Raw genomic sequence first — 20,319 nt, forward strand, 5'->3', positions numbered from 1 at the left:
TTTAACCCAAAAGCACAAGCCAAGCGAGATAAAATTCATAACTAAATTTTATAAATATTTGAATTTATTAAGCTTGGCCTAAATTCACTCCATTATCAATTAATTATAAAATTTAAAATATTTTTGAATAAATTTTGATTATAATCTCGCAAAGATTTTAAAAACAGATAAAGGATAAAAATGATAAAAGAAGATAGCTTAATAAGCGATATTAAAGAGCATTTTAACACTCTTTTAAATGCTAGAAGCTTAGCAATTAGCAATGATGAGAGAGTTTTGGAGTTTTTGCTAGTAAAATCAAGCTTTAAAAATGAGTATAAAGAGAGATTTTTTCAGACACAATATGGGGCAATGATTTTTAAAAAAGATGAGTTTTTAAATTTTTTGGATTTGAGATTGCTTAGTCATAGCTACACAAGCTTTTCAAACAAAATAGGACTTGGAGCTAGCGAGAAAAAATTTCTTAAAAATAGCCAAGATATCGTGCTAAATTTCCCTTTTAAAGATTGTGTATTAAAAGGCGGACAAAGCAAAGATGATGATAAAAGCACGGAGCTATTTTTTAATAATATCTTAGCTAAAAGTGAGATTGATCTGCTTTTTGCCCCAAAAGTGCTAAATAAATTTGAGCTAATTGGGGGGGGGGATTTAGAAACTACTCTTAAAAATAGACCAAATTTATTAATCAAAGGCAATAATCTAATCGCCCTACACTCTTTAAAAGAGTATTTTCGCTACCAAAGCGAACAAAACAAAGTAAAACTAATCTACATAGACCCACCTTATAATACTGGAAACGATAGCTTTAGTTATAATGATAGATTTAATCACAGCACTTATCTAACCTTTATGAAAAATCGCCTTGAAATCGCAAGAGAGCTTTTAAGAGATGATGGAGTGATATTTGTCCAATGCGATGATAACGAACAAGCGTATTTAAAAGTTTTAATGGATGAGATTTTTGGGCGGGAAAATTTTGTGGCTAACATAATTCGCCGAGTTATTGAAGGTGGCAAACAAGACAGCAAACAAATTCAAACAATACACGATTACATTTTAATTTATGCAAAAAATATAAACGAATCTAGTTTCAACAAAATTGAACAGACAGATTTTGAACATTACACAAAAAAGGATAAATATTTTGCAGAGCGTGGAGCTTACTATTTAAAGCCATTAGAAAATATGGGTTTGGGTTATGTGGCTAGTTTGGATTATGAAATTATTTCGCCAAAAGGCAATAAAATTTATGCTGGTGGCAAACTTGGAGAGCCTTATCGTTTTGTGTGGAGTAAAGACAAATTTAACGAAGCATTAAAACTCGACTTAATAGAATTTATCACCAACTCAAAAGGCGAAGAGAAAGTTTATTATAAAACTTACGAAAAATTTAGCACAAAAGGCGAATTTATCGAAAGAAAAATTCCGCAAAGTAGCATAATTATGGATATGACAAATAGAGCTTCGTCAAAAGAAATAAAATTTATTTTTGGCGAAAAAGCGTTTAATTATTCAAAACCCGAAGCCTTAATAAAAAGAATTATAGAAATATCCACGCAAGAAAACGACCTAGTCCTAGACTTCTTTGCTGGTAGTGGAACGACTTTAGCAGTGGCGCATAAGATGAAAAGGCGTTATATAGGCATAGAGCAGATGGAGTATATAGAGAGTATCACCAAAGAGAGATTAAAAAAGGTAATTGAGGGCGAGCAAGGTGGGATTAGCAAAGCTGTAAGCTGGAGTGGCGGTGGAAATTTAATTTACTGCGAATTAGCTAGTTTAAATGCTAAATTTATAGAAAAAATAGAAAATTCAAGCGATGAAAATGAGCTAAATCAAATTTATGAAAATTTACAAAAATTAGCTTTTATAGATTATAGAGTGGATATACAAAATGATTTAAAAGATATGGAATTTTTAAATTTAGATTTTATAAATAAAAAGAGAATTCTCAAAAAATGCCTAGATAGAAATATGGATTATATCCCTTATGCTGATATGGATGATAGCGAGTATAAGATAGATGAGCAAACTAGAATTCTAAATGACATTTTCTACAAAGGTGGCAATGATGAGTAGAGAAAAACTAAGCACAGAGTTAGAAAATGCACTAAAATATGTAAATATTGAAATTCCAAGCTATATAAAAGATAATTTAAATAAAGAGTTAAGAGAGTATCAAAACGAGGCTTTAAAAAGATTTTTATTACAAAGAAAAAATCCAAGCACAAATCATCTAATGTTTAATATGGCTACAGGCAGCGGCAAAACGCTTGTAATGGCGGCTTTAATGCTTGATTGCTATAAAATGGGATATAGAAATTTTGTCTTTTTTGTCAATAGCACGGCGATTTTAGAAAAGACAAAAGCGAATTTTTGCGATATTTTCTCATCCAAATATCTCTTTACTAACGAGATAAATATAGATGGCAAAAGAGTAGATATAAGGGCGATTAGCAACTTTGATGAGAGTGATGAAAATGCTATAAATATCTATTTTAGCACTATTCAAGGGCTTTTTAGCCTTTTTAAAGATGAGAAGGAAAACTCTTTAACGCTTAAAGATTTACAAAATTATGAGATTGTATTTTTAGCTGATGAGGCTCACCACTTAAATAGTAAAACCAAAAATAAGCTAAGCTCAAGCGAACAAGATAACAAAGATGGCTGGGAGAGCATAATAAACAAAGCCTTTAATAGCCACGCAAATAACCTAATGCTAGAATTTAGCGCTACAATTCCAAATGATAGAAAAGTCTTAGCAAAATATGAAGATAAGATTGTTTATGAGTATGCTTTAAGGGAGTTTTGTCTAGATGGATACTCAAAGAGAATTTTTCTAGTCAAATATGATGATGCCTTGCTAAAAGCAAGGCTTTTGGGGGCTTGCTTGCTTAGTGCTTATAGGGAGCTTTTAGCAAGAGATAATGATATAGAGCTAAAGCCAATAGTGCTATTTAAAAGCGAAAGTATAAATCTCTCAAAAGAGAATCAAAAGCTATTTAATGAGACACTTCAAGAGTTAAATAGTGATGATATAAGCGAATTTTATAATAATGTGGGTAAAGATGATGAGCTGTTTAAATATAGCTTGGAGTTTTTTAAAAATAAATTTGGAAAAAGCTATACAAATATCTTAGAAAATCATATAAAAGAGTCATTTAAAGAGATTTATCAAATAAACGCAAATGATGAAAAGGAGATAAAAGATTATCAAATCAAGCTAAATACTCTTGAAGATAAAGATAACACAATAAGAGCGATTTTTGCTGTAGATAAGCTAAATGAGGGTTGGGATGTGCTAAATCTCTTTGATATAGTGCGTTTAGGCTCAGCCGTAGTCAAAAATAGCTCAAAAACAACTACCAAAGAAGCCCAACTAATAGGCCGTGGAGCTAGATACTATCCATTTGGAAAAGGCGAAGAGAGATATAAACGAAAATATGATGATAAGCAATTTAGCGAGCTTACAATGCTAGAGCGCCTTAGCTATCACGCTTTAAATGATGTAGAGTATATCCAAAAGATAAGAAATGAGCTAAAAGAACAAGGCCTAATAGACAAAGACAAGGGCATTACAGAGCTAAAACCTAGCCAAAAAGCCAAATCAATCACAGATAAAAATGAAATTTTTTATGTGAGTAATGAAAAGATATTTTTAGACAAAATCTCTCTTTTTAACAAAGAGAATTTTAAAATATCCTTAGAGTCCATCAAAATACCATATATAGGGCATAAAATTAGCAATAACGAAGAGAAATTTGATTTTGTTGAAGAGCTAAACACAAATTCTCAAAAAGTCTTTAAAATAGGCGATAAAATTGAATACAAAATCTTTGCTAAGGCTATGAATATCTTACAAATAGATATAAATAAGCTAAAAATCTATGATGAGAGCTTAAAAAGCAAAGTGGAATTTTACAGCGATATCATCGCACCGCTAAATTTGGTATTTAATAAAAATCAAGATTTTACAGACCCAAAAATACGGCTAGAAATTGCCAAATATATCCTTAATTGCTACAAAGATGAGCTAAATACAGAGAGCAAAAACTTTGAAATAACTGAATTTAAAGCTCAAAAATTAGCTAGTATCGGCAGTAGAAAAATAGTCAAAAATGTGGAGTATAATGAAAATAATGAGCCAATTTTTAAAAATATAGAAAATAGCCCCTATGAGTGGCTTTACTATGATAAATTCTCTACTGATAGCAATTTAGAGCTGGAATTTTTAAAGTTCATAGACGCAAATAAAGAGAGAATCAACGCCAAATTTAGCGAATGGATAATTATGCGTAATGAGGGCTTTGAGGAGTTTAAAATTTATGATAATAGAGTGGGTTTGCCTACTTATGGCGAGGGTTTTGAGCCTGATTTTATATTTTTTGGTAAGCCAAAAGAGCATACAAGCACAGACCATCTATCAACGCAAATAATAATAGAAAGCAAAGGCGATGTGTATTATCAAAAAGATGAATGGAAAGAAAAATTTATCTTAGATAAGGATATTTTAAACGAAAAAGTATTTAAAGCTACGAAAGATTTTAACGGACAAATAGGGCTTAAAGTCTATGCTTTGCCATTTTTCCTTGATGAGAATAAAGATAAGAATAAAAATATAAAATTCAAAAGGCAATTTGATGAATTTTTTAAAATTTAGAGTTTTAATAAAATTTTAAACATTGATTTTGGCAAAATTAGCTACTATTTTCATACCAGAGTGCTCACAGCCCCAGATATCATCTGCGAATTGGGGCGGACTCTTATGAATTACCCAAAACCTTTTAAAGAAATAGGCAAACTTTTAGAAATATTAAAAATCGTAGATTGAATATCAGTGATAATTGACAAGAATACAAAATATATTTATATTTTGTATATATAGAATTTACTTATTATTTATGGGGGGGGGTAAAATAGCTCCATATTTCATACAATTAGGAGTATTCAATGAAAAAATTGGTAATTAGCACAATGGTTGTGACTACTTTGCTCTCAACGCTATTAATGGCTCAAACAGAAAAAAGCGATAGCACAAAAGTAGATAAAATGACTGATAAAATGACTGATAAAGTTGTTGAAAAAAGCTCAAATATGCTAGATAGAGCTTCTGACAAGTTACTAGATAAATTATTTAATTAATATCTGCTTAAAATGGACTATTTTTAGTCCATTTATTGCTCTTTTTTATTAAATTCCAATCAAATTTCGTTTTTGTAAAATTTCGCAATAGCAAAATAAGCTTAAATTTATGGCGAAAATTTGGAATGTTAACAATGGGGTACCCCACGAAGTGGGGCTTTAGTGCGAGGTCAAGCCGATGGGGCTTGTCGCAAAGCTGGGCTTTGCTTCGTCTTGCGAAGTCAAAGATAAGTTAATTTAAGGGGGAAGGGGGACGCTTTTTGGCAGACGCTACCCCTTCCCCCTTAACAACCCCTAACCCCTTGAAAAAGCCTTTCAATGGGTGGCTTACGCCACGGATTTTTATAGGGGTAACCGTGTGGAGTCAAAACCTAAATTCAATCCGCTTTATCGGATGGATAACTTTAGATAGGTCAAGAGGGAATTTATCTAAAATCTAAAATCCACAAAAAATAAAATAAATTTAATACTCACTCCATCCCAAGCTCTAAGGCTAGGAATTTTCCGGTATATGAGCCACTTTTTTTATATCCTTTGGCTAATTCTACTGGACTGCCTTTGGCGATCACCTTACCGCCACCCGCACCACCTTCTGGCCCCATATCAATGATATAATCGCAATTTTTAATTACATCTAGATTATGTTCTATCACCACAACTGAATTTCCTAATTCAACAAGATGATGAAGCACACTAGTAAGCCTATCTACATCCTTAAAATGCAAACCCGTAGTAGGTTCATCTAAGATATAAAGAGTAGAGCCGGTGTCTGTGCGACTAAGCTCTTTGGCTAGTTTAATGCGTTGAGCCTCACCGCCACTTAGCGTAGTAGCGGGCTGTCCTAGTGTGAGATATCCTAGGCCAACAGAGCAAATGGTTTTGAGTTTAGAATGGATTTTAGGCACCTTAGAAAAAAACTCCAAAGCCTCATCAGCACTCATCTCCAAAACCTCTGATATATTCTTGCCTTTGTATTTGATCTCTAAAGTTTGAGCATTATATCTGCTTCCCTTACACGCATCACAAACCACGCTAATATCGGGCAAAAAGTGCATCTCAACCTTTATCTCGCCCTCTCCACTACACTTTTCGCATCTACCGCCTTTGACATTGAAGCTAAATCGGCCGATTTTATACCCTCTGATTTGCGCCTCTTTTGTAGCAGCAAATAGCACTCTTATCTCATCCATCACGCCTGTGTATGTAGCTGGATTTGAGCGTGGAGTTCTGCCTATTGGGCTTTGGTCTAGATAGATGACCTTATCTAATTGCTCTAAGCCCTCTATCTTCGCCCCTTTTAAAATTTGGAATTTCCTAGCTCTATTTAATGCTATTTCAGCCGCTGGAAGTAGAGCTTTAAGCACTAATGAGCTTTTACCGCTACCACTCACACCAGTAACGCCTACAAGATTACTAAGTGGGAATTTGACACTTAAATTTGAGATATTATTTATAGTTATACCACTCAAATTTAACCATTTTTTTTGTTTTCGGCCTTTATAGTAGTTTATCTCTTTTTGACCATTTAGGTATTGTGCGGTTTGGGTTTGTGAGTTTAATAGCTCTTTATATGTCCCTTGAAATACCACTTCTCCGCCATAAACTCCAGCCCCAGGGCCGATATCTACTATATAATCAGCTGCTTCAATAGTCTTTTTATCATGCTCTACGACAATTACGCTATTGCCCTTTTCTTGTAGATTTCTTAAGGTTTTAATAAGCTTTAGAGTATCTCTCTCATGAAGTCCGATACTAGGCTCATCTAGCACATACATAACCCCGCTTAATCCACTGCCTATTTGACTAGCTATTCTTATTCGTTGAGCCTCACCCCCACTGATAGTTCTAGCATCCCTACCAAGGCTAATATAGCCAAGCCCAACATCATATAAGAAAAATAATCTCTCATTTATCTCTTTTAAAATCGGTGTAGCGATCAAGCTCTCTTGAGCGCTTAAATGAGCGAAATTATCACTATTGCTAAAAAATTTAGTAGCATTTTCTATGCTCATATTTATGATTTCGCCTATTGATTTAGAGGCTACTTTGACAGCTAGGCTATCAGCACACAATCTATCACCACCGCAACTTTCGCATAATTTTTCAGTCATATACTCGCTAAAATCTTTATCATCTTTTAAAATTTCATAAGCAACTTTTAAAACCCCTTCAAAATGCTTATTAATCCTATGTCGTTTCCATAAAAATTCGATATTTTTTACATTTCCATAAAGTATAAGTCTCTTAGAATCATCATCGAGCTTGGAGTATGGAGTTTTGATATCAATGCCATTTTGTTCACAAAATGCTATTAAAAATTTATAATAATAGCTCTTATTAAATCCATACATAACCTTTATCGCACCATCTTCAATGCTTAAATTATCATCAATTATCTTATTTAGATCCAAGCTAAATCGAATTCCTAGCCCATCACAGCTAGGACAAGCACCCTTAGGTGAGTTAAAGCTAAAACTAAGTGGCTCAAGAGCATTAAAGCTAATTTTACAATCAAAACAAGCATTATGCTCGCTAAAATGTATATGAGAGTTATCTAAGCCAAGCTCATCAGCGTTAGATATCTCAATCTCAAGCTCACCAAAACTCTCATAAAGTCCCTTTTGGACATCATCTGCTATCCTAGAAGCGTTATCGCTATTTACTACAACCCTATCAATTACGGCTTTTATAGTGTGCTTTTTGGTCTTTGATAGCTCTATATCTTCATCTAATCTCACCATCACGCCATCTATCATAGCCCTTATAAAGCCTTTGTTTTTCAAGCTCTCTAAAGTATCAGCAAAACTACCTTTTTTCTCTCTTACAATTGGAGATAAAATCGTGATTTTAGAGCTTTGCGGGAGTTTTAGAATTTGATCTATTATATCATTTGCGCTCATTTTAGATACTATTTTAGAGCATTTTGGGCAGTGCTGGATACCGATCCTAGCATATAATAATCTTAAATAATCATAAATTTCAGTTATCGTCCCCACTGTGGAGCGTGGATTTTTGCTAGTGCTTTTTTGGTCAATTGCGATAGCTGGCGTGAGCCCATCTATATGATCTACATCGGGCTTTCCTACCTTATCAAGAAACTGCCTAGCGTAGCTTGAGAGTGATTCTATATATCTTCTTTGTCCCTCAGCATATAAGGTATCAAAAGCCAAAGTACTCTTGCCACTACCGCTAAGACCTGTAAATACAACTAATCTATTTTTTGGGATATCTAGGTTAATATTTTTTAGATTATGCTCTTTAGCGCCTCTAATTTTGATAATGTCATTCATTTGTAATCCATAATTTAAATAAAATTAGGATTATATCTAAATTTTAATAATACGATAACTAACTAAGCATAAAATCCAAATTTCACCCTACTTTCTATCCTAAGAGTAGATGGCCAAAGAGCATAAAACCTAACACCCTTATACTCTAACTCCACCTTATAAAACATCCCCATAAAGCTCTTATCTATCACACTAGCCTCAAACTCTCCACCCATATAAATTTCGCTATAAGCAAAGATATTATTGCGACTTTTGATCCACTCAAAAAACTTATCACCATCTAAAAGATCTTGCTCTATATAGTTTAATCCGCCTAGCATCTTGGCTGATTTTGGATTTTTCACACTATAAAATAGCTCCTTAGCCGGCCCAATATCCAATATCTCACCCCTATCAAATAGAGCGATTTTATCACTTAGATAGTAAGCATCGTCAATATCATGAGTAACCAAAATCGCCGATAGATTTTCATCTTGGATCATCTGTTTTAACTCCGCTCTTAAGCTCTCTTTTAACCCCTGATCCAAATTCGAAAATGGCTCATCTAAAAGCAAGAGCTTCGCACCAGCCGCAATAGCCCTAGCAAAGGCCACCCTTTGAGCTTGTCCGCCTGAAATTTGATCTGGCTTTTTATCCCTTAAAGCCTCTATACCAAATTTAGCCAAAAGCTCATTAACTCTATTTTTAATCTCATTTTTATTAAATTTATTTAAGCCAAAAGCGATATTATCATATACGCTAAGATGTGGAAAAAGAGCGTAATTTTGAAACATAAATCCAATATTCAAATCACAGCTAAACTCATCATATTGACCATTCTCCAAACCAGCTATACAACGCAAAAGCGTGCTTTTACCACTACCGCTACTACCTAAAATAGATAAAATTTCATTATCATTAAGAGTTAAATTTATACCCTTTAAAACCTCATTTTGACCAAATTTTTTACGCAAATTCTTAATTTTTAGCACTTTTTGCCCTTATAAATATCTTGGTAAAAATCAATATAAATAGCGATAATACCACTATCATCAAAGATGGCAAGGCACTATCATAAATTCTTTCATCACTCGCATACCAAAACGCCTTAACACTCAAAGTCTCAAAGCTAAATGGTGATAGCATTCTAGTAAGTGGTAACTCCTTTATAGTATCTATAAAAACAACCAAAAATGAGAGCAAGAAAAACTGCTTCAAAAGTGGCATATATAGCTTAATCATCAAGATAAAATAGCTCGGTCTTAGCATATATCCAGCCTCATCAAGTGAGTCGTGAATTTTCGCAAATCCACCATCAATTGAGTAGATAGCAGTAGCCAAAAATCTCACCACATAAGCAAATATCAAAACTCCAAACGATACCCCCAAAATCCCAACACCAAAGAATTTACCCACAAAGGCCGCTGCTATCATTAAGCTCACACCGATAGCCGCTCCAGGGATAGCATATCCAACTGAGCTAGCTTTAAGTAGCCAAAAGCCAAATTTACCACCCTTGCTAACTCTAGCTACAAAGCACAATATAAAAGCCAAAATAGTAGTAATAACCCCAGTAATCCCAGCTAGGATAAGAGAATTTAAACTAAGCATATAAAAATCAATCTCAAATAACTTATAATCTCTAAGCCCCCAATATCCAAGCCACAAAAACGGCAATATAAATCCGATAAATAAGATTATCAAGCAATAAACCATCGCTATGATGGATTTAAATCTATTTAAATTTCGTTTAGCAATAAAGTCGCTTATATCTTGATTGAAGCTAAATTTGCTCTTTTGACGCTGCTTATACTCTATATACATAAGCATAAAGACAAAAATCATCAAAATCGCAGATAAAGCACTAGATGAGTAGGCATCTCCAAGGTCATACCAAGTCTTAAAAATCCCCGCACTAAATGTATCCACGCCTAGATACGCACTAGCTCCATAATCGCTTAAAACCTCCATCAAAACAAGCATAAGCCCAGCTAAAATACTTGGCATTGCTAATTTGATACTTACCTTATAAAATATGCTAAATTCGCTATATCCGTTAATTTTGCCAACTTCATAAATCGCTTTTGACTCACTCTTAAAAGCTGTTTTAGCCAATAAATATACATATGGGTATAGCGACATACTAAGCACAAAAATCACACCATAAATATTAAAAATATCAATCCTAAATCCAAAAATGCTTTGAAATTCCCCACCATAATCCATAATCCCCACATAGACAAAAGCCAATATATAAGCAGGAATAGCAAGTGGCAATATAAGTAAATTTTCTAAAATTTTAGATAGATAGAAGTTATAATTGCTTATCAAATAAGCCGTGCTAACACCCAAAATAGCACAAATCACAAGAACGAAAAAGGCTACTATAAATGTATTTTTGACAAATCTCAAAAATAAAAAATCAAAAAAATGATTTAAATTTCTAGATATCTCATCAAGCCTTGTAGCATCGCTACTAGCAAGGGCTTGATATAGATAGATGCCAAATTCAATAAAAATACTAATAACAGGGATAATCACCAAAAAAGCTAATAAAATTCCTAAGAATTTTATAGCTTTTGTGCGTTTTTTCATCTAAATCCTACTTCATCATATATAAGCACAGCATCTTTGACATTATCAGCGATCTTTGATACCTCAATGCTATCTTCTTTAAATTTACCAAATTCCTTCACAATATCCGAAGGCTCCACATCCGAGCGAACTGGAAATTCGTAATTTATATTTGTTAGCATAGCTTGAATATCTTTGCTAAGCATAAACTCCATAAATTTCTTAGCTGCGTCTTGGTTTTTGCTAGAAGCTGTCATGGCTATACCGCTCACATTTATATGTGTTCCACGGCCATCTTGATTTGGAAAAATTATACCAATAGAGTTACCAACTTCTCTATCCTTTGGATTTTTAGAAGTTTTCAAAAGCCCTATATAATATGTATTCATAACCGCAAATGGCGCCACTCCTGCTATCATCTGTCTAGCCTGATCCCTATCACCGCCTTTTGGTGCTATAGCTAGATTATCTAGCACACCTTTGGCCCATTTTTTGCCTTCATCTTTGCCATCATTTGCGATAATTGATGCTAAAAGTGTCTTAGAGTATGGTGCAGTCGCACTTCTCATGAGTACCTTACCTTTTAGCTCTGGCTTAGCTAAATCTTCATAAGTTTTAACCAAATTCAGATCCACATTAGCATTTTTGTTATAAGCGATGATTCTAGCTCTTTTAGTGATAGAAAACCACATATCATCTTTATCTCTTAAATTTGATGGAATTATATCTTTTAAAACCTTAGAATCTACAGGGGCTAAAATATTTGCGTTTTTAGCTTCGTTTAAATTTGACACATCAGCAGTGATAAATATATCAGCTGGCGAGTCTTTGCCCTCTAATTTAAGTCTTTTTATAAGCTCTGGCGCTTGTGCTGTTGTGTGATTTATCTTAATTCCTGTTTGAGCCTCAAATTTTTTATATATCTCAAAATCCGCATCATAATGCCTAGCTGAATATATATTAAGCTCAGCACCTATTAAGGCTGACGCACTAAGTAACGCAGTGATGATAACCTTTCTCATATTTTCTCCCACATTTTTTAAATTCGATTGCGAAATGATAGCGACATAAAGTAAATAATCAATAAATGATAATGGTTATTAATTTCTATAAATGTATAGAATTTGGATTATTCTTAGATAAAACTTAATTATTAAAATTTAAAAAAATTTATAATAATGTGTTACATATTTACACATTTTTATAAAAAATTTAATTAAATTAATATAAATATTTTTAAATTCAATAAATTATTGTTATAATGCAATTTTAAATAATTTCATAATAAAGGTTAAAGATGTCCAATCCAAACATCCCTATTGACAAGCAGACAAATGCTATTCAATTCATCGGCTTAATCGGTGGTGTTATAGCTGCTATGCTTGTTTATTACATTATGCCTAGCAATGCTGGCGAGATAGCTTTAGCAGCTGCAAATGGCAAAACACTCAATGTAAATGCTCTTCCTATAGTTGCCGCTGTGGCTGTTTTAATGGGTATATGGTGGATGACTGAGGCTATCGCACTTCCTGCTACGGCTTTGCTTCCTATGGTTTTGTTCCCTATTTTGGGTGTAGATACATTTAAAAACGCCGCCGCTCCATACGCAAGTGATACTATATATCTATTCATGGGTGGTTTCGTCTTAGCCCTTGCTATGCAAAAATGGAATCTCCATACTCGTATAGCTCTTGGAATTGTCTTGCTAGTAGGGACTAGCCCTAGAAGACTTGTAGCTGGATTTATGATAGCTTCTGGCTTTATGTCTATGTGGGTTAGCAATACCGCAACTGCTGTTATGATGCTCCCTGTTGGTCTATCTGTGCTTCATCTAGTTAGCAAACTAACAGGCAAAGATAATGAGCTAAAACAAGTCGATGCAAATCATATGGATGAAGTTGCTCGTCAAGGCACTCAAGGCGGATTTGCAAGTGCTGTTATCCATAAAGGAAAAGATGTAGTAAGCGAAATCAAAGACAAAACCGCAGCCTATACTTCAAATTTCGGTATTGCTTTAATGCTTGGTATAGCTTACGCCGCTTCTGTCGGCTCTCTTGGCACTATTATCGGCACTCCGCCAAATGCGCTTTTAGTAGCTCATATGAAAAATGAATTTGGTATCGAAATTGGCTTTGGTGAGTGGATGTTGATGGGTGTTCCTCTATCTATTATTATGCTGATTGCTTGTTGGGCGCTTTTGGTTTATGTATTATTTAAACCTGAAATTAGTGAAATTCCAGGCGGCAAAGAGGTAATCCATCAAGAGTATAAAAAGCTAGGTACGATGAGTAGAGCTGAGTGGCTAGTAGGCGGGGTGTTTGTCTTGGCTGCGCTTTGTTGGATATTCCTTGGATTTATCTTTAAACACTATGGGATTAAAGTTGCTAGTTTGGATTCTGTTATTGCTATGAGTGTTGCTGTGTTGCTCTTTATAATTCCAGCAAATTCAAATCATGAGAGATTGATAGATTGGGATACAGCCAAAAAATTGCCGTGGGATATCTTAATATTATTTGGCGGTGGTCTAGCGCTTTCAGCTCAATTTAGCAAAACAGGCCTATCTCTATGGATAGGACATCAAGTTTCAGCTCTTGGTTTTATGCCAATTGTGCTTATTATATTGATTGTTACTGCTCTTGTAATATTCTTAACAGAGATTACATCAAATACAGCTACCGCAGCAGCGTTCTTGCCTGTTATAGCCGGTGTGGCGATCGGTCTAGGATACGAAGGACAAAATATAATGCTATTTACAGTTCCAGTCGCACTTGCTGCTACTTGTGCATTTATGCTACCAGTGGCCACTCCACCAAATGCTATTGCTTATGGCTCGGGATATGTGAGAATTAGTGATATGATTAAAGCGGGTTTGTGGCTAAATATCATAGCAATATTCTTAATCACTTTAACAATTATATTCCTTACAACTACGGTATTTGGACTAAATATATAAAACTTAGCTAGGCAAATCTGCCTAGCTATTTCAAATTAAATAATCTTTATTAACAAACTATAAAATTCAGTAAATATTTTTACAATTTTATACGAATAAAAATAAAAAATATGATATAATTAAAAATCATAATAAATCATAGAAATATTATTAAAATTAATAAGAGTTGAGGTATGAAAATTTTATTTTATATTTTTTCGCTTGTTTTAATCGGCTATTGTAAATGCGAATTAATCCAAAAATCTAATACCGATATCAATAGCGCCTCTTTAAACTCTGCTCAAATCTCATATAGTGATAGCAAAAATCTATATACGCTAAATTTAGCAACTAATAAAATCACGACCAACATACAACTAAAAAGCGATAAAATAAATACAATTAAATTAAATAATGAAAATCTAATAGCTGGATTAGATAGCGGATATCTCATACAAATCAGCCCAAAAGGCGATAAAGAAATTTTGATAGATCCTATCAAAACTGGTATAATAGACTCCATCACATCTATAAATTTTATAAAAGATAAGATAATCCTTACTATCGGCTCTAATCATCTAATAATATATGATGAGATAAACAAAATCTACAAAATATCAAATTTAAATCTAAAATCCAAAATCACTACCACGCATATAATCAATGATAATCTATATATCTCTACTTTTGATAGAAATATCTATAACATAAATTTACACAACCTTACAATAGATAAAATTTCAACAACACCAAGTATCCCAACTGCTATTCATAGCGTAAATAATGAGATAATAATTGGCTTGATAAATGGCGAATTAATCTACAAAAATCAAATTTATAAAGTTTCAAATAACCAAATAAGCGCAATAAAAATTTATAAAAACAACATATATATCGCAGATTGGAGCTCAAATTTATATATTTATGATTTTAATTTAAATTTAAAAAATAGCATAAAGATTGGCAATGACGCAATTATGGATATGTTTATAAATACAAATAGCCAAATAATCTTATGGAATCGTGCTATTTATTCTTGTGGTATTGAGTAATTGATACAAATTTTATAAAAGGAGAGTCTTATGTATAGTTTTATCCAAAAGCCTTTGCTATTTGGTGCTGGCTTATGCTTAGGCTTATCTAGCCTTTTTGGTGCTAGTGAGCTTGAAACTATCATGAAAGAGCGAAACTTGAGTGAAAAAGATGTCTTAGCAGCAGCTAAAACATATCAACCAAGTGGTCGCAAAGATGAGTATATCGTCTTTAGTTCTGGCGGTCAAAGTGGCCAAGTAATCGTATATGGCGTCCCATCTATGAGAATTTACAAATATATAGGTGTATTCACTCCAGAGCCATGGCAAGGCTATGGCTATGATAGCGAGAGTAAGGCTGTATTAAAAGGCGGTGCTATCAGAGGCAAGGATATCACATGGGGTGATACTCACCACCCAAATTTCACTGAAAAAAATGGCGAATATGTAGGAGATTATCTATTTATAAATGATAAAGCCAATCCAAGAACAGCCGTTATAAATCTTAGTGATTTTGAAACTACTCAAATAGTAGTAAATCCAATTATGAAAAGCGAACACGGCGGTAGCTTTGTAACCCCAAACACAGAATATGTAATAGAAGCTAGCCAATACGCAGCTCCATTAGATGATAATTATCACCCAATCGAAGAGTATGAGTCTGTATATAGAGGTGCTATAACATTTTGGAAATTTGATTATCCAAAAGGTAAAATAGATGAGAAAGCTTCATTTTCACTTGAACTTCCTCCATATATGCAAGATCTAAGCGATGCCGGTAAAGGTGAGTCTATGGGTTGGGCATTTACTAATAGCTTTAACTCTGAGATGTATACAGGTGGTATAGAAAAAGGCTTACCACCATTTGAAGCTGGTATGAGTAGAAATGATACAGACTATTTACATATGTATAATTGGCAAATTTTAGAAAAATTGGCCAAAGATCCTAAAAACTACAAAATTATAAATAACCACAAAGTTATACCTATTAGCGTAGCTGTGGCAAATAATGCGTTGTTTTTAATCCCTGAACCAAAATCTCCACACGGCGTAGATGTAAGCCCTGATGGTAGATATATCTTAGTTGGTGGCAAGCTAGATACTCACGCTAGTGTCTATGACTTTAGAAAGATTAAAGCCTTAATAGACAAAAAAGAATTCGCCAACAAAGATCCATTTGGAATTCCAATCCTAGATATGCAAAAATCCCTACACGGACAAGTAGAGTTAGGCCTTGGGCCACTTCATAACGCTTTTGATTCTAAAGATGGTGTGGTATATACCTCTTTATATGTCGATAGCCAAATCGTAAAATGGGATTATAAAAATTTAAAAACTCTAGATAGAGTAAATGTCCATTATAATATCGGCCACCTTGATACTATGGAGGGTAAATCAGCTAAGCCTGTTGGTAAATATGCCCTAGCATTAGATAAACTCTCTATAGATAGATTCAATCCTGTAGGCCCACTTCATCCACAAAATCACCAACTCATCGATATTGCTGGAGCAAAAATGGAGCTTATATATGATATGCCTATACCATTAGGTGAGCCTCATGATGTCGTATCTATATCAGCTAGCAAATTAAAACCGGCAATGACTTATAAAATGGGAACTAACTCAAGAACAGGCGAGCAATCAGTCGGTATGACTCTAGCTGGTCAAGAGAGAGTCGAGAGAAATGGCAAAAATGTGACCGTATATGCGACCTTAGTAAGAAGCCACATAAATCCAGAGCATATTGAGGTAAATAAAGATGACAATGTAACAATCTATCTAACAAACCTTGAACGAGCCCAAGATGAGACTCACGGCTTTGCTATAGATCTATATAATGTCCATGCATCAATCGAACCAGGCAAAACAGCTAGTGTAAATTTCGTAGCAGATATGGAGGGTGTATTCCCTTATTATTGTACTGAATTTTGCTCTGCTTTACACCTTGAAATGATGGGGTATTTATATGTTAAAGATCCAAACAAAAAATATGAATCCATCAAAAAAGCCAAACTAAAAGAGCTAAGCCCAGCAGAGCTACAAGCAGAGTATAAAAAAGTTATCGCTACAAATAAAGCCACAGATGATGTTATACAAAGTGTTGTCAAATTCTTAAAAGAGAAACACTTTGAAAAATATCCAAAAGTCAAACAACTTGTTGATGATGCTCTAGATCAATATAGCAAAATTCCTGAAGTCAAAGCAAAAGCCGATGAAGCTTACAAAAAAGGTGATATAAATGGCGCAATACTTTGGGAGTATCAAGTATGGCAATATATGGTTAAAACCGCCGATGTCGGCCTAAGAGCTAAAAACAATCTTACAAAAGCCCTAGCTACGCCTATGACTGCCGTACAAGCCCGTGGGGAAGAAGCCTATTTAAAAGGTGGATGTAATGGCTGCCATGTTATCGGTCAAGTAAGCTCTGGCCCGGATCTAACAGGAGTCTTGCTAAGACATGAAAACGCTGAAAAATGGGTATTTGAATTCATCAAAGATCCGGCTAGCAAATATGAAGAAGATTATGTAAAAGCTATGATTAACTTCTTTAATCTTAGAATGCCAAATCAACATATGAGCGATCAAGAGATCAAAGATATTATAGAGTATCTAAAATGGATCGATGAAAACGCTGGGTTGTATTAAAATAAATGGGGCGGATTTTCCGCCTCGATAGTTAAATTTATTATCCGCCCTTATGGACTGATAATAAATTTAACTTAAGGATTAACAATGAAAAAATATCAATTATATACCATATTAGCTCTAATTTTGATGACTATAGGTTTTAGTATTCCTGTTATTGCCTATCACGGAGTGGTTAATAAGATTAAAAATAACACACAAATCCCAAGCTATGTCTATCCAATATATAATTTTTATACCAAATTTCAATACAAAAATCATCTAATCCCTACTGAAATTAAAAACGATCTAGCCAAAATGATAGACGCAAGAGTCGAAATCGGAGTGCCTAGTTTGCCTGTTTGGTATGTATCGCTTGAAGCACCAAATTATCCCAAAGAGGCCTTTCCCGATGGAATTCCAGTATATTTTCATGTAGATGGATATAGTGGTGATGTTCACGAGATGAATACCATAAATCACTATATCGGAATGTATCCTATGGAGTATGGTGGTAATGTAGAAAGAGCCATAGCACCATACTATTTGCTGATTGCTACAATATTTATGCTCTTATACCTATACTACAATGGCAAGGGGAATTTTCTTTTATTAATTCCTACTATTATAGCGCCAATTTTATTTATGAGTGCGTTTGTTGGTTGGCTATACTGGTATGGGCACAATATGCAAGAGTGGGGAGCATTTAAAATAAAGCCATTTATGCCAACAGCACTAGGCGATGGCAAGGTAGCACAATTCACCACTCACTCATATCCTGCTATAGGATTTTGGGTGATGATTACTATGAGTGCTCTATCTATTTTGGCGATATTTTCTAAAAACAGATATCTTAAGGGTAACTCATGAGAAAACTCTACTTAATAGCTATATTATTCATCTCTACTTTTGCTAATGAGCTACAAAATGCGATAGATAACGCAAATAGCGGAGATATAATAGAGCTTGGTAGTGGAGTCTATAATGGAAATATCATAATCAATAAGCCACTTACCATTGATGGAAAAGATAGAAGCGCTATCATTAAAGGCGATGGAAATGGCGATGTGATAAAAATCAATAGCTCAAATGTAAAAATATTAAATTTAACCATTGAAAATAGCGGTAATTCTCACACTACTATTGATTCAGCTATAAGTTGTGATAGCGCTAGTGGGGTTGAGATTATTAACAATGCTATCAAAAATTCGCTTTTTGGAGTAAATTTCAAGCAGTGTAATGGATCTAAAATAGTTGATAATTTTATCACTTCAAAGCCTGTTGATTTAGGACTTAGAGGTGATGGAATTCGCCTATGGTATAGCCATGACAATATAGTACAAAACAACCATCTAAGCAAGAGCAGAGATATGGTAGTATGGTATTCTAGCAATAACCAAATTCGCAAAAATTATGGCGAGTATGGTAGATACTCACTTCACTTTATGTATGCGGGTAAAAATTTGGTTGAAGAAAATATATTTAAATACAACTCTGTTGGTATATTTTTTATGTTCTCTTCTGGGACCACAGCTAGAAAAAATCAAGTTTTAAACTCCACTGGTACATTTGGGGTTGGTATTGGGATGAAAGATACGAGCGATTTTATCATACAAGATAACATTTTAGCTTATAATGCTAGGGGACTTTATATAGATCAATCCCCATTTCAACCTGGCACCACAAATATCTATGAAAGAAATGAGATAATTTATAATACTATTGGAATTCAATTTCACGCTACGCAACACAAAAGTATATTTAATAACAATGATTTTATAGGTAATATGGAAGTCGCTATCAACGACACGCCCGGATCTAAAATAGATAAAAATGAGTGGCACCAAAACTACTTTGATGATTATATAGGTTTTGATAAAAACAAAGATGGAATCGGTGATATTGAGTATAAAAATTTCACATATATCGACTCTCTTTGGCAATACTATCCGAATTTAAGGCTATTTTATGGAAGTGCGGTTATGAGTATTTTAAATTTCATCGCCAAAATTGCGCCATTTTCTGAGCCACAACTACTAATCACAGATACAAATCCGCTAATGGAGCCATATAATGAATAGAAGAGAATTTGGCATATTTAGCCTTATTGCAATTGGTGGTGCTGTAGGTGGTGGGATGGTGATAAATAAATTTTATGAGCCCAAATCTCATCTTAGGCCACCTGGAGGTGTTGAGAATTTCGAATCTCTATGCATCAAATGCGGTCAATGCGTCCAAGTATGCCCATATCATAGTATAAATTTACTTGGATTTGATGATGGGATAAATTTAGCCACTGCTTATATAGACCCAAACAAAAGAGGTTGCTATTTATGCGATCTTTTCCCTTGTATTTTGGCCTGTCCTAGTGGAGCCTTAGATCATAATACAAATTCCATCAAAGATATTAAAATGGGAGTTGCTATAATCAAAGATATAGATAGATGTTACGCTAATAAAAAAATAAGCAAAAGCGATGTTAGTAGCTTATTAGAGCGTAAAACCTATAATCAAAGAGAGCATGATGCTAAACAAATTATAGAAGATAATATTGACAAAACCTGCTCACTATGCGTAAGCTCTTGCTTGGTTGATAATGCGATAAACTTTATCAAAATCAATGATAAAAATATTGTAAATATCAGTCCAAACTGCGTAGGATGTGGCGTTTGTCAAGAGGTATGCTTCGCTAATGTAATAGAAATTTTGCCAAATAAAAGTTATAAAGATATATATGGAGATTAAA

At 33.9% G+C, this 20,319-nt stretch carries 13 protein-coding genes; 9 read left to right on the top strand and 4 right to left on the bottom strand.

Translation table 11 applies throughout. From position 1 onward, the window contains the following. Positions 1 to 180: 180 nt before the first annotated feature. From CCAL9328_RS06000 to CCAL9328_RS06010, 3 genes are all read left to right on the top strand, one after another. Positions 181 to 2,079, top strand: a complete 1,899-nt coding sequence (locus tag CCAL9328_RS06000; protein ID WP_170000253.1) for a site-specific DNA-methyltransferase — start codon at positions 181 to 183, stop codon at positions 2,077 to 2,079. Then, a complete protein-coding gene (locus CCAL9328_RS06005; RefSeq protein ID WP_170000254.1) occupies positions 2,072 to 4,660 on the top strand; it encodes a DEAD/DEAH box helicase family protein in 2,589 nt (862 codons plus the stop codon). Before CCAL9328_RS06000 ends, CCAL9328_RS06005 begins: the two co-directional genes overlap by 8 nt. Positions 4,661 to 4,950: 290 nt before the next feature. Then, the gene (locus CCAL9328_RS06010; RefSeq protein WP_096023460.1) at positions 4,951 to 5,142 is read left to right on the top strand and encodes a hypothetical protein; all 192 of its coding nucleotides are present in this window, start codon (positions 4,951 to 4,953) and stop codon (positions 5,140 to 5,142) included. A gap of 470 nt (positions 5,143 to 5,612) precedes the next feature. Here the strand turns inward: CCAL9328_RS06010 and uvrA are convergent, their stop codons facing one another. The 4 genes from uvrA to CCAL9328_RS06030 form a co-directional block, all read right to left on the bottom strand. Continuing rightward, positions 5,613 to 8,432 (bottom strand): excinuclease ABC subunit UvrA, encoded by a 2,820-nt coding sequence (gene uvrA, locus CCAL9328_RS06015; RefSeq protein ID WP_170000255.1) that lies wholly within the window; start codon positions 8,430 to 8,432, stop codon positions 5,613 to 5,615. A 62-nt stretch (positions 8,433 to 8,494) separates the two neighbouring features. Further along, positions 8,495 to 9,403: an ATP-binding cassette domain-containing protein gene (locus CCAL9328_RS06020; protein WP_170000256.1), complete on the bottom strand. Its 909-nt coding sequence runs from the start codon at positions 9,401 to 9,403 to the stop codon at positions 8,495 to 8,497. After that, positions 9,390 to 11,006 (bottom strand): ABC transporter permease, encoded by a 1,617-nt coding sequence (locus CCAL9328_RS06025; protein WP_170000257.1) that lies wholly within the window; start codon positions 11,004 to 11,006, stop codon positions 9,390 to 9,392. Before CCAL9328_RS06025 ends, CCAL9328_RS06020 begins: the two co-directional genes overlap by 14 nt. Next, on the bottom strand, positions 11,003 to 12,007 hold the full coding sequence (locus CCAL9328_RS06030) for a Fe(3+) ABC transporter substrate-binding protein (RefSeq protein WP_170000258.1): 1,005 nt from the start codon (positions 12,005 to 12,007) through the stop codon (positions 11,003 to 11,005). The genes CCAL9328_RS06025 and CCAL9328_RS06030 overlap by 4 nt, the downstream gene beginning before the upstream one ends. A 275-nt stretch (positions 12,008 to 12,282) precedes the next feature. On the opposite strand from CCAL9328_RS06030, the gene CCAL9328_RS06035 reads away from it, so the two are divergent. The 6 genes from CCAL9328_RS06035 to CCAL9328_RS06060 all read left to right on the top strand — a co-directional run bounded on the left by CCAL9328_RS06035 (position 12,283) and on the right by CCAL9328_RS06060 (position 20,318). Further along, positions 12,283 to 13,938 (top strand): SLC13 family permease, encoded by a 1,656-nt coding sequence (locus CCAL9328_RS06035; RefSeq protein ID WP_096014062.1) that lies wholly within the window; start codon positions 12,283 to 12,285, stop codon positions 13,936 to 13,938. A gap of 173 nt (positions 13,939 to 14,111) precedes the next feature. Continuing rightward, entirely contained in the window at positions 14,112 to 14,969 is an 858-nt protein-coding gene (locus tag CCAL9328_RS06040) for a hypothetical protein (protein ID WP_096014063.1), read from the top strand. Between the two features lie 30 nt (positions 14,970 to 14,999). Next, positions 15,000 to 17,594, top strand: a complete 2,595-nt coding sequence (gene nosZ / locus CCAL9328_RS06045; protein WP_096015251.1) for a Sec-dependent nitrous-oxide reductase — start codon at positions 15,000 to 15,002, stop codon at positions 17,592 to 17,594. A gap of 87 nt (positions 17,595 to 17,681) precedes the next feature. Next, complete coding sequence (locus tag CCAL9328_RS06050) at positions 17,682 to 18,443, top strand: cytochrome C (RefSeq protein WP_170000259.1); 762 nt, start codon at positions 17,682 to 17,684, stop codon at positions 18,441 to 18,443. Beyond that, positions 18,440 to 19,654 (top strand): nitrous oxide reductase family maturation protein NosD, encoded by a 1,215-nt coding sequence (locus CCAL9328_RS06055; RefSeq protein WP_096014066.1) that lies wholly within the window; start codon positions 18,440 to 18,442, stop codon positions 19,652 to 19,654. Before CCAL9328_RS06050 ends, CCAL9328_RS06055 begins: the two co-directional genes overlap by 4 nt. Continuing rightward, positions 19,647 to 20,318 (top strand): 4Fe-4S dicluster domain-containing protein, encoded by a 672-nt coding sequence (locus tag CCAL9328_RS06060; protein ID WP_096019120.1) that lies wholly within the window; start codon positions 19,647 to 19,649, stop codon positions 20,316 to 20,318. Before CCAL9328_RS06055 ends, CCAL9328_RS06060 begins: the two co-directional genes overlap by 8 nt. The last annotated feature ends 1 nt before the right edge of the window (position 20,319 follow it).

The sequence above is a fragment of the Campylobacter sp. RM9328 genome, from assembly GCF_012978615.1.

Excerpts from the sequence above, each read along its gene's own strand:
- CCAL9328_RS06055 (WP_096014066.1), top strand. The coding sequence starts at position 18,440 with ATGAGAAAACTCTACTTAATAGCTATATTATTCATCTCTACTTTTGCT.
- CCAL9328_RS06050 (WP_170000259.1), top strand. The coding sequence starts at position 17,682 with ATGAAAAAATATCAATTATATACCATATTAGCTCTAATTTTGATGACT.
- CCAL9328_RS06005 (WP_170000254.1), top strand. The coding sequence starts at position 2,072 with ATGAGTAGAGAAAAACTAAGCACAGAGTTAGAAAATGCACTAAAATAT.
- CCAL9328_RS06035 (WP_096014062.1), top strand. The coding sequence starts at position 12,283 with ATGTCCAATCCAAACATCCCTATTGACAAGCAGACAAATGCTATTCAA.
- CCAL9328_RS06025 (WP_170000257.1), bottom strand. The coding sequence starts at position 11,006 with ATGAAAAAACGCACAAAAGCTATAAAATTCTTAGGAATTTTATTAGCT.
- CCAL9328_RS06040 (WP_096014063.1), top strand. The coding sequence starts at position 14,112 with ATGAAAATTTTATTTTATATTTTTTCGCTTGTTTTAATCGGCTATTGT.
- nosZ (WP_096015251.1), top strand. The coding sequence starts at position 15,000 with ATGTATAGTTTTATCCAAAAGCCTTTGCTATTTGGTGCTGGCTTATGC.
- CCAL9328_RS06000 (WP_170000253.1), top strand. The coding sequence starts at position 181 with ATGATAAAAGAAGATAGCTTAATAAGCGATATTAAAGAGCATTTTAAC.
- CCAL9328_RS06030 (WP_170000258.1), bottom strand. The coding sequence starts at position 12,007 with ATGAGAAAGGTTATCATCACTGCGTTACTTAGTGCGTCAGCCTTAATA.
- CCAL9328_RS06060 (WP_096019120.1), top strand. The coding sequence starts at position 19,647 with ATGAATAGAAGAGAATTTGGCATATTTAGCCTTATTGCAATTGGTGGT.
- uvrA (WP_170000255.1), bottom strand. The coding sequence starts at position 8,432 with ATGAATGACATTATCAAAATTAGAGGCGCTAAAGAGCATAATCTAAAA.
- CCAL9328_RS06010 (WP_096023460.1), top strand. The coding sequence starts at position 4,951 with ATGAAAAAATTGGTAATTAGCACAATGGTTGTGACTACTTTGCTCTCA.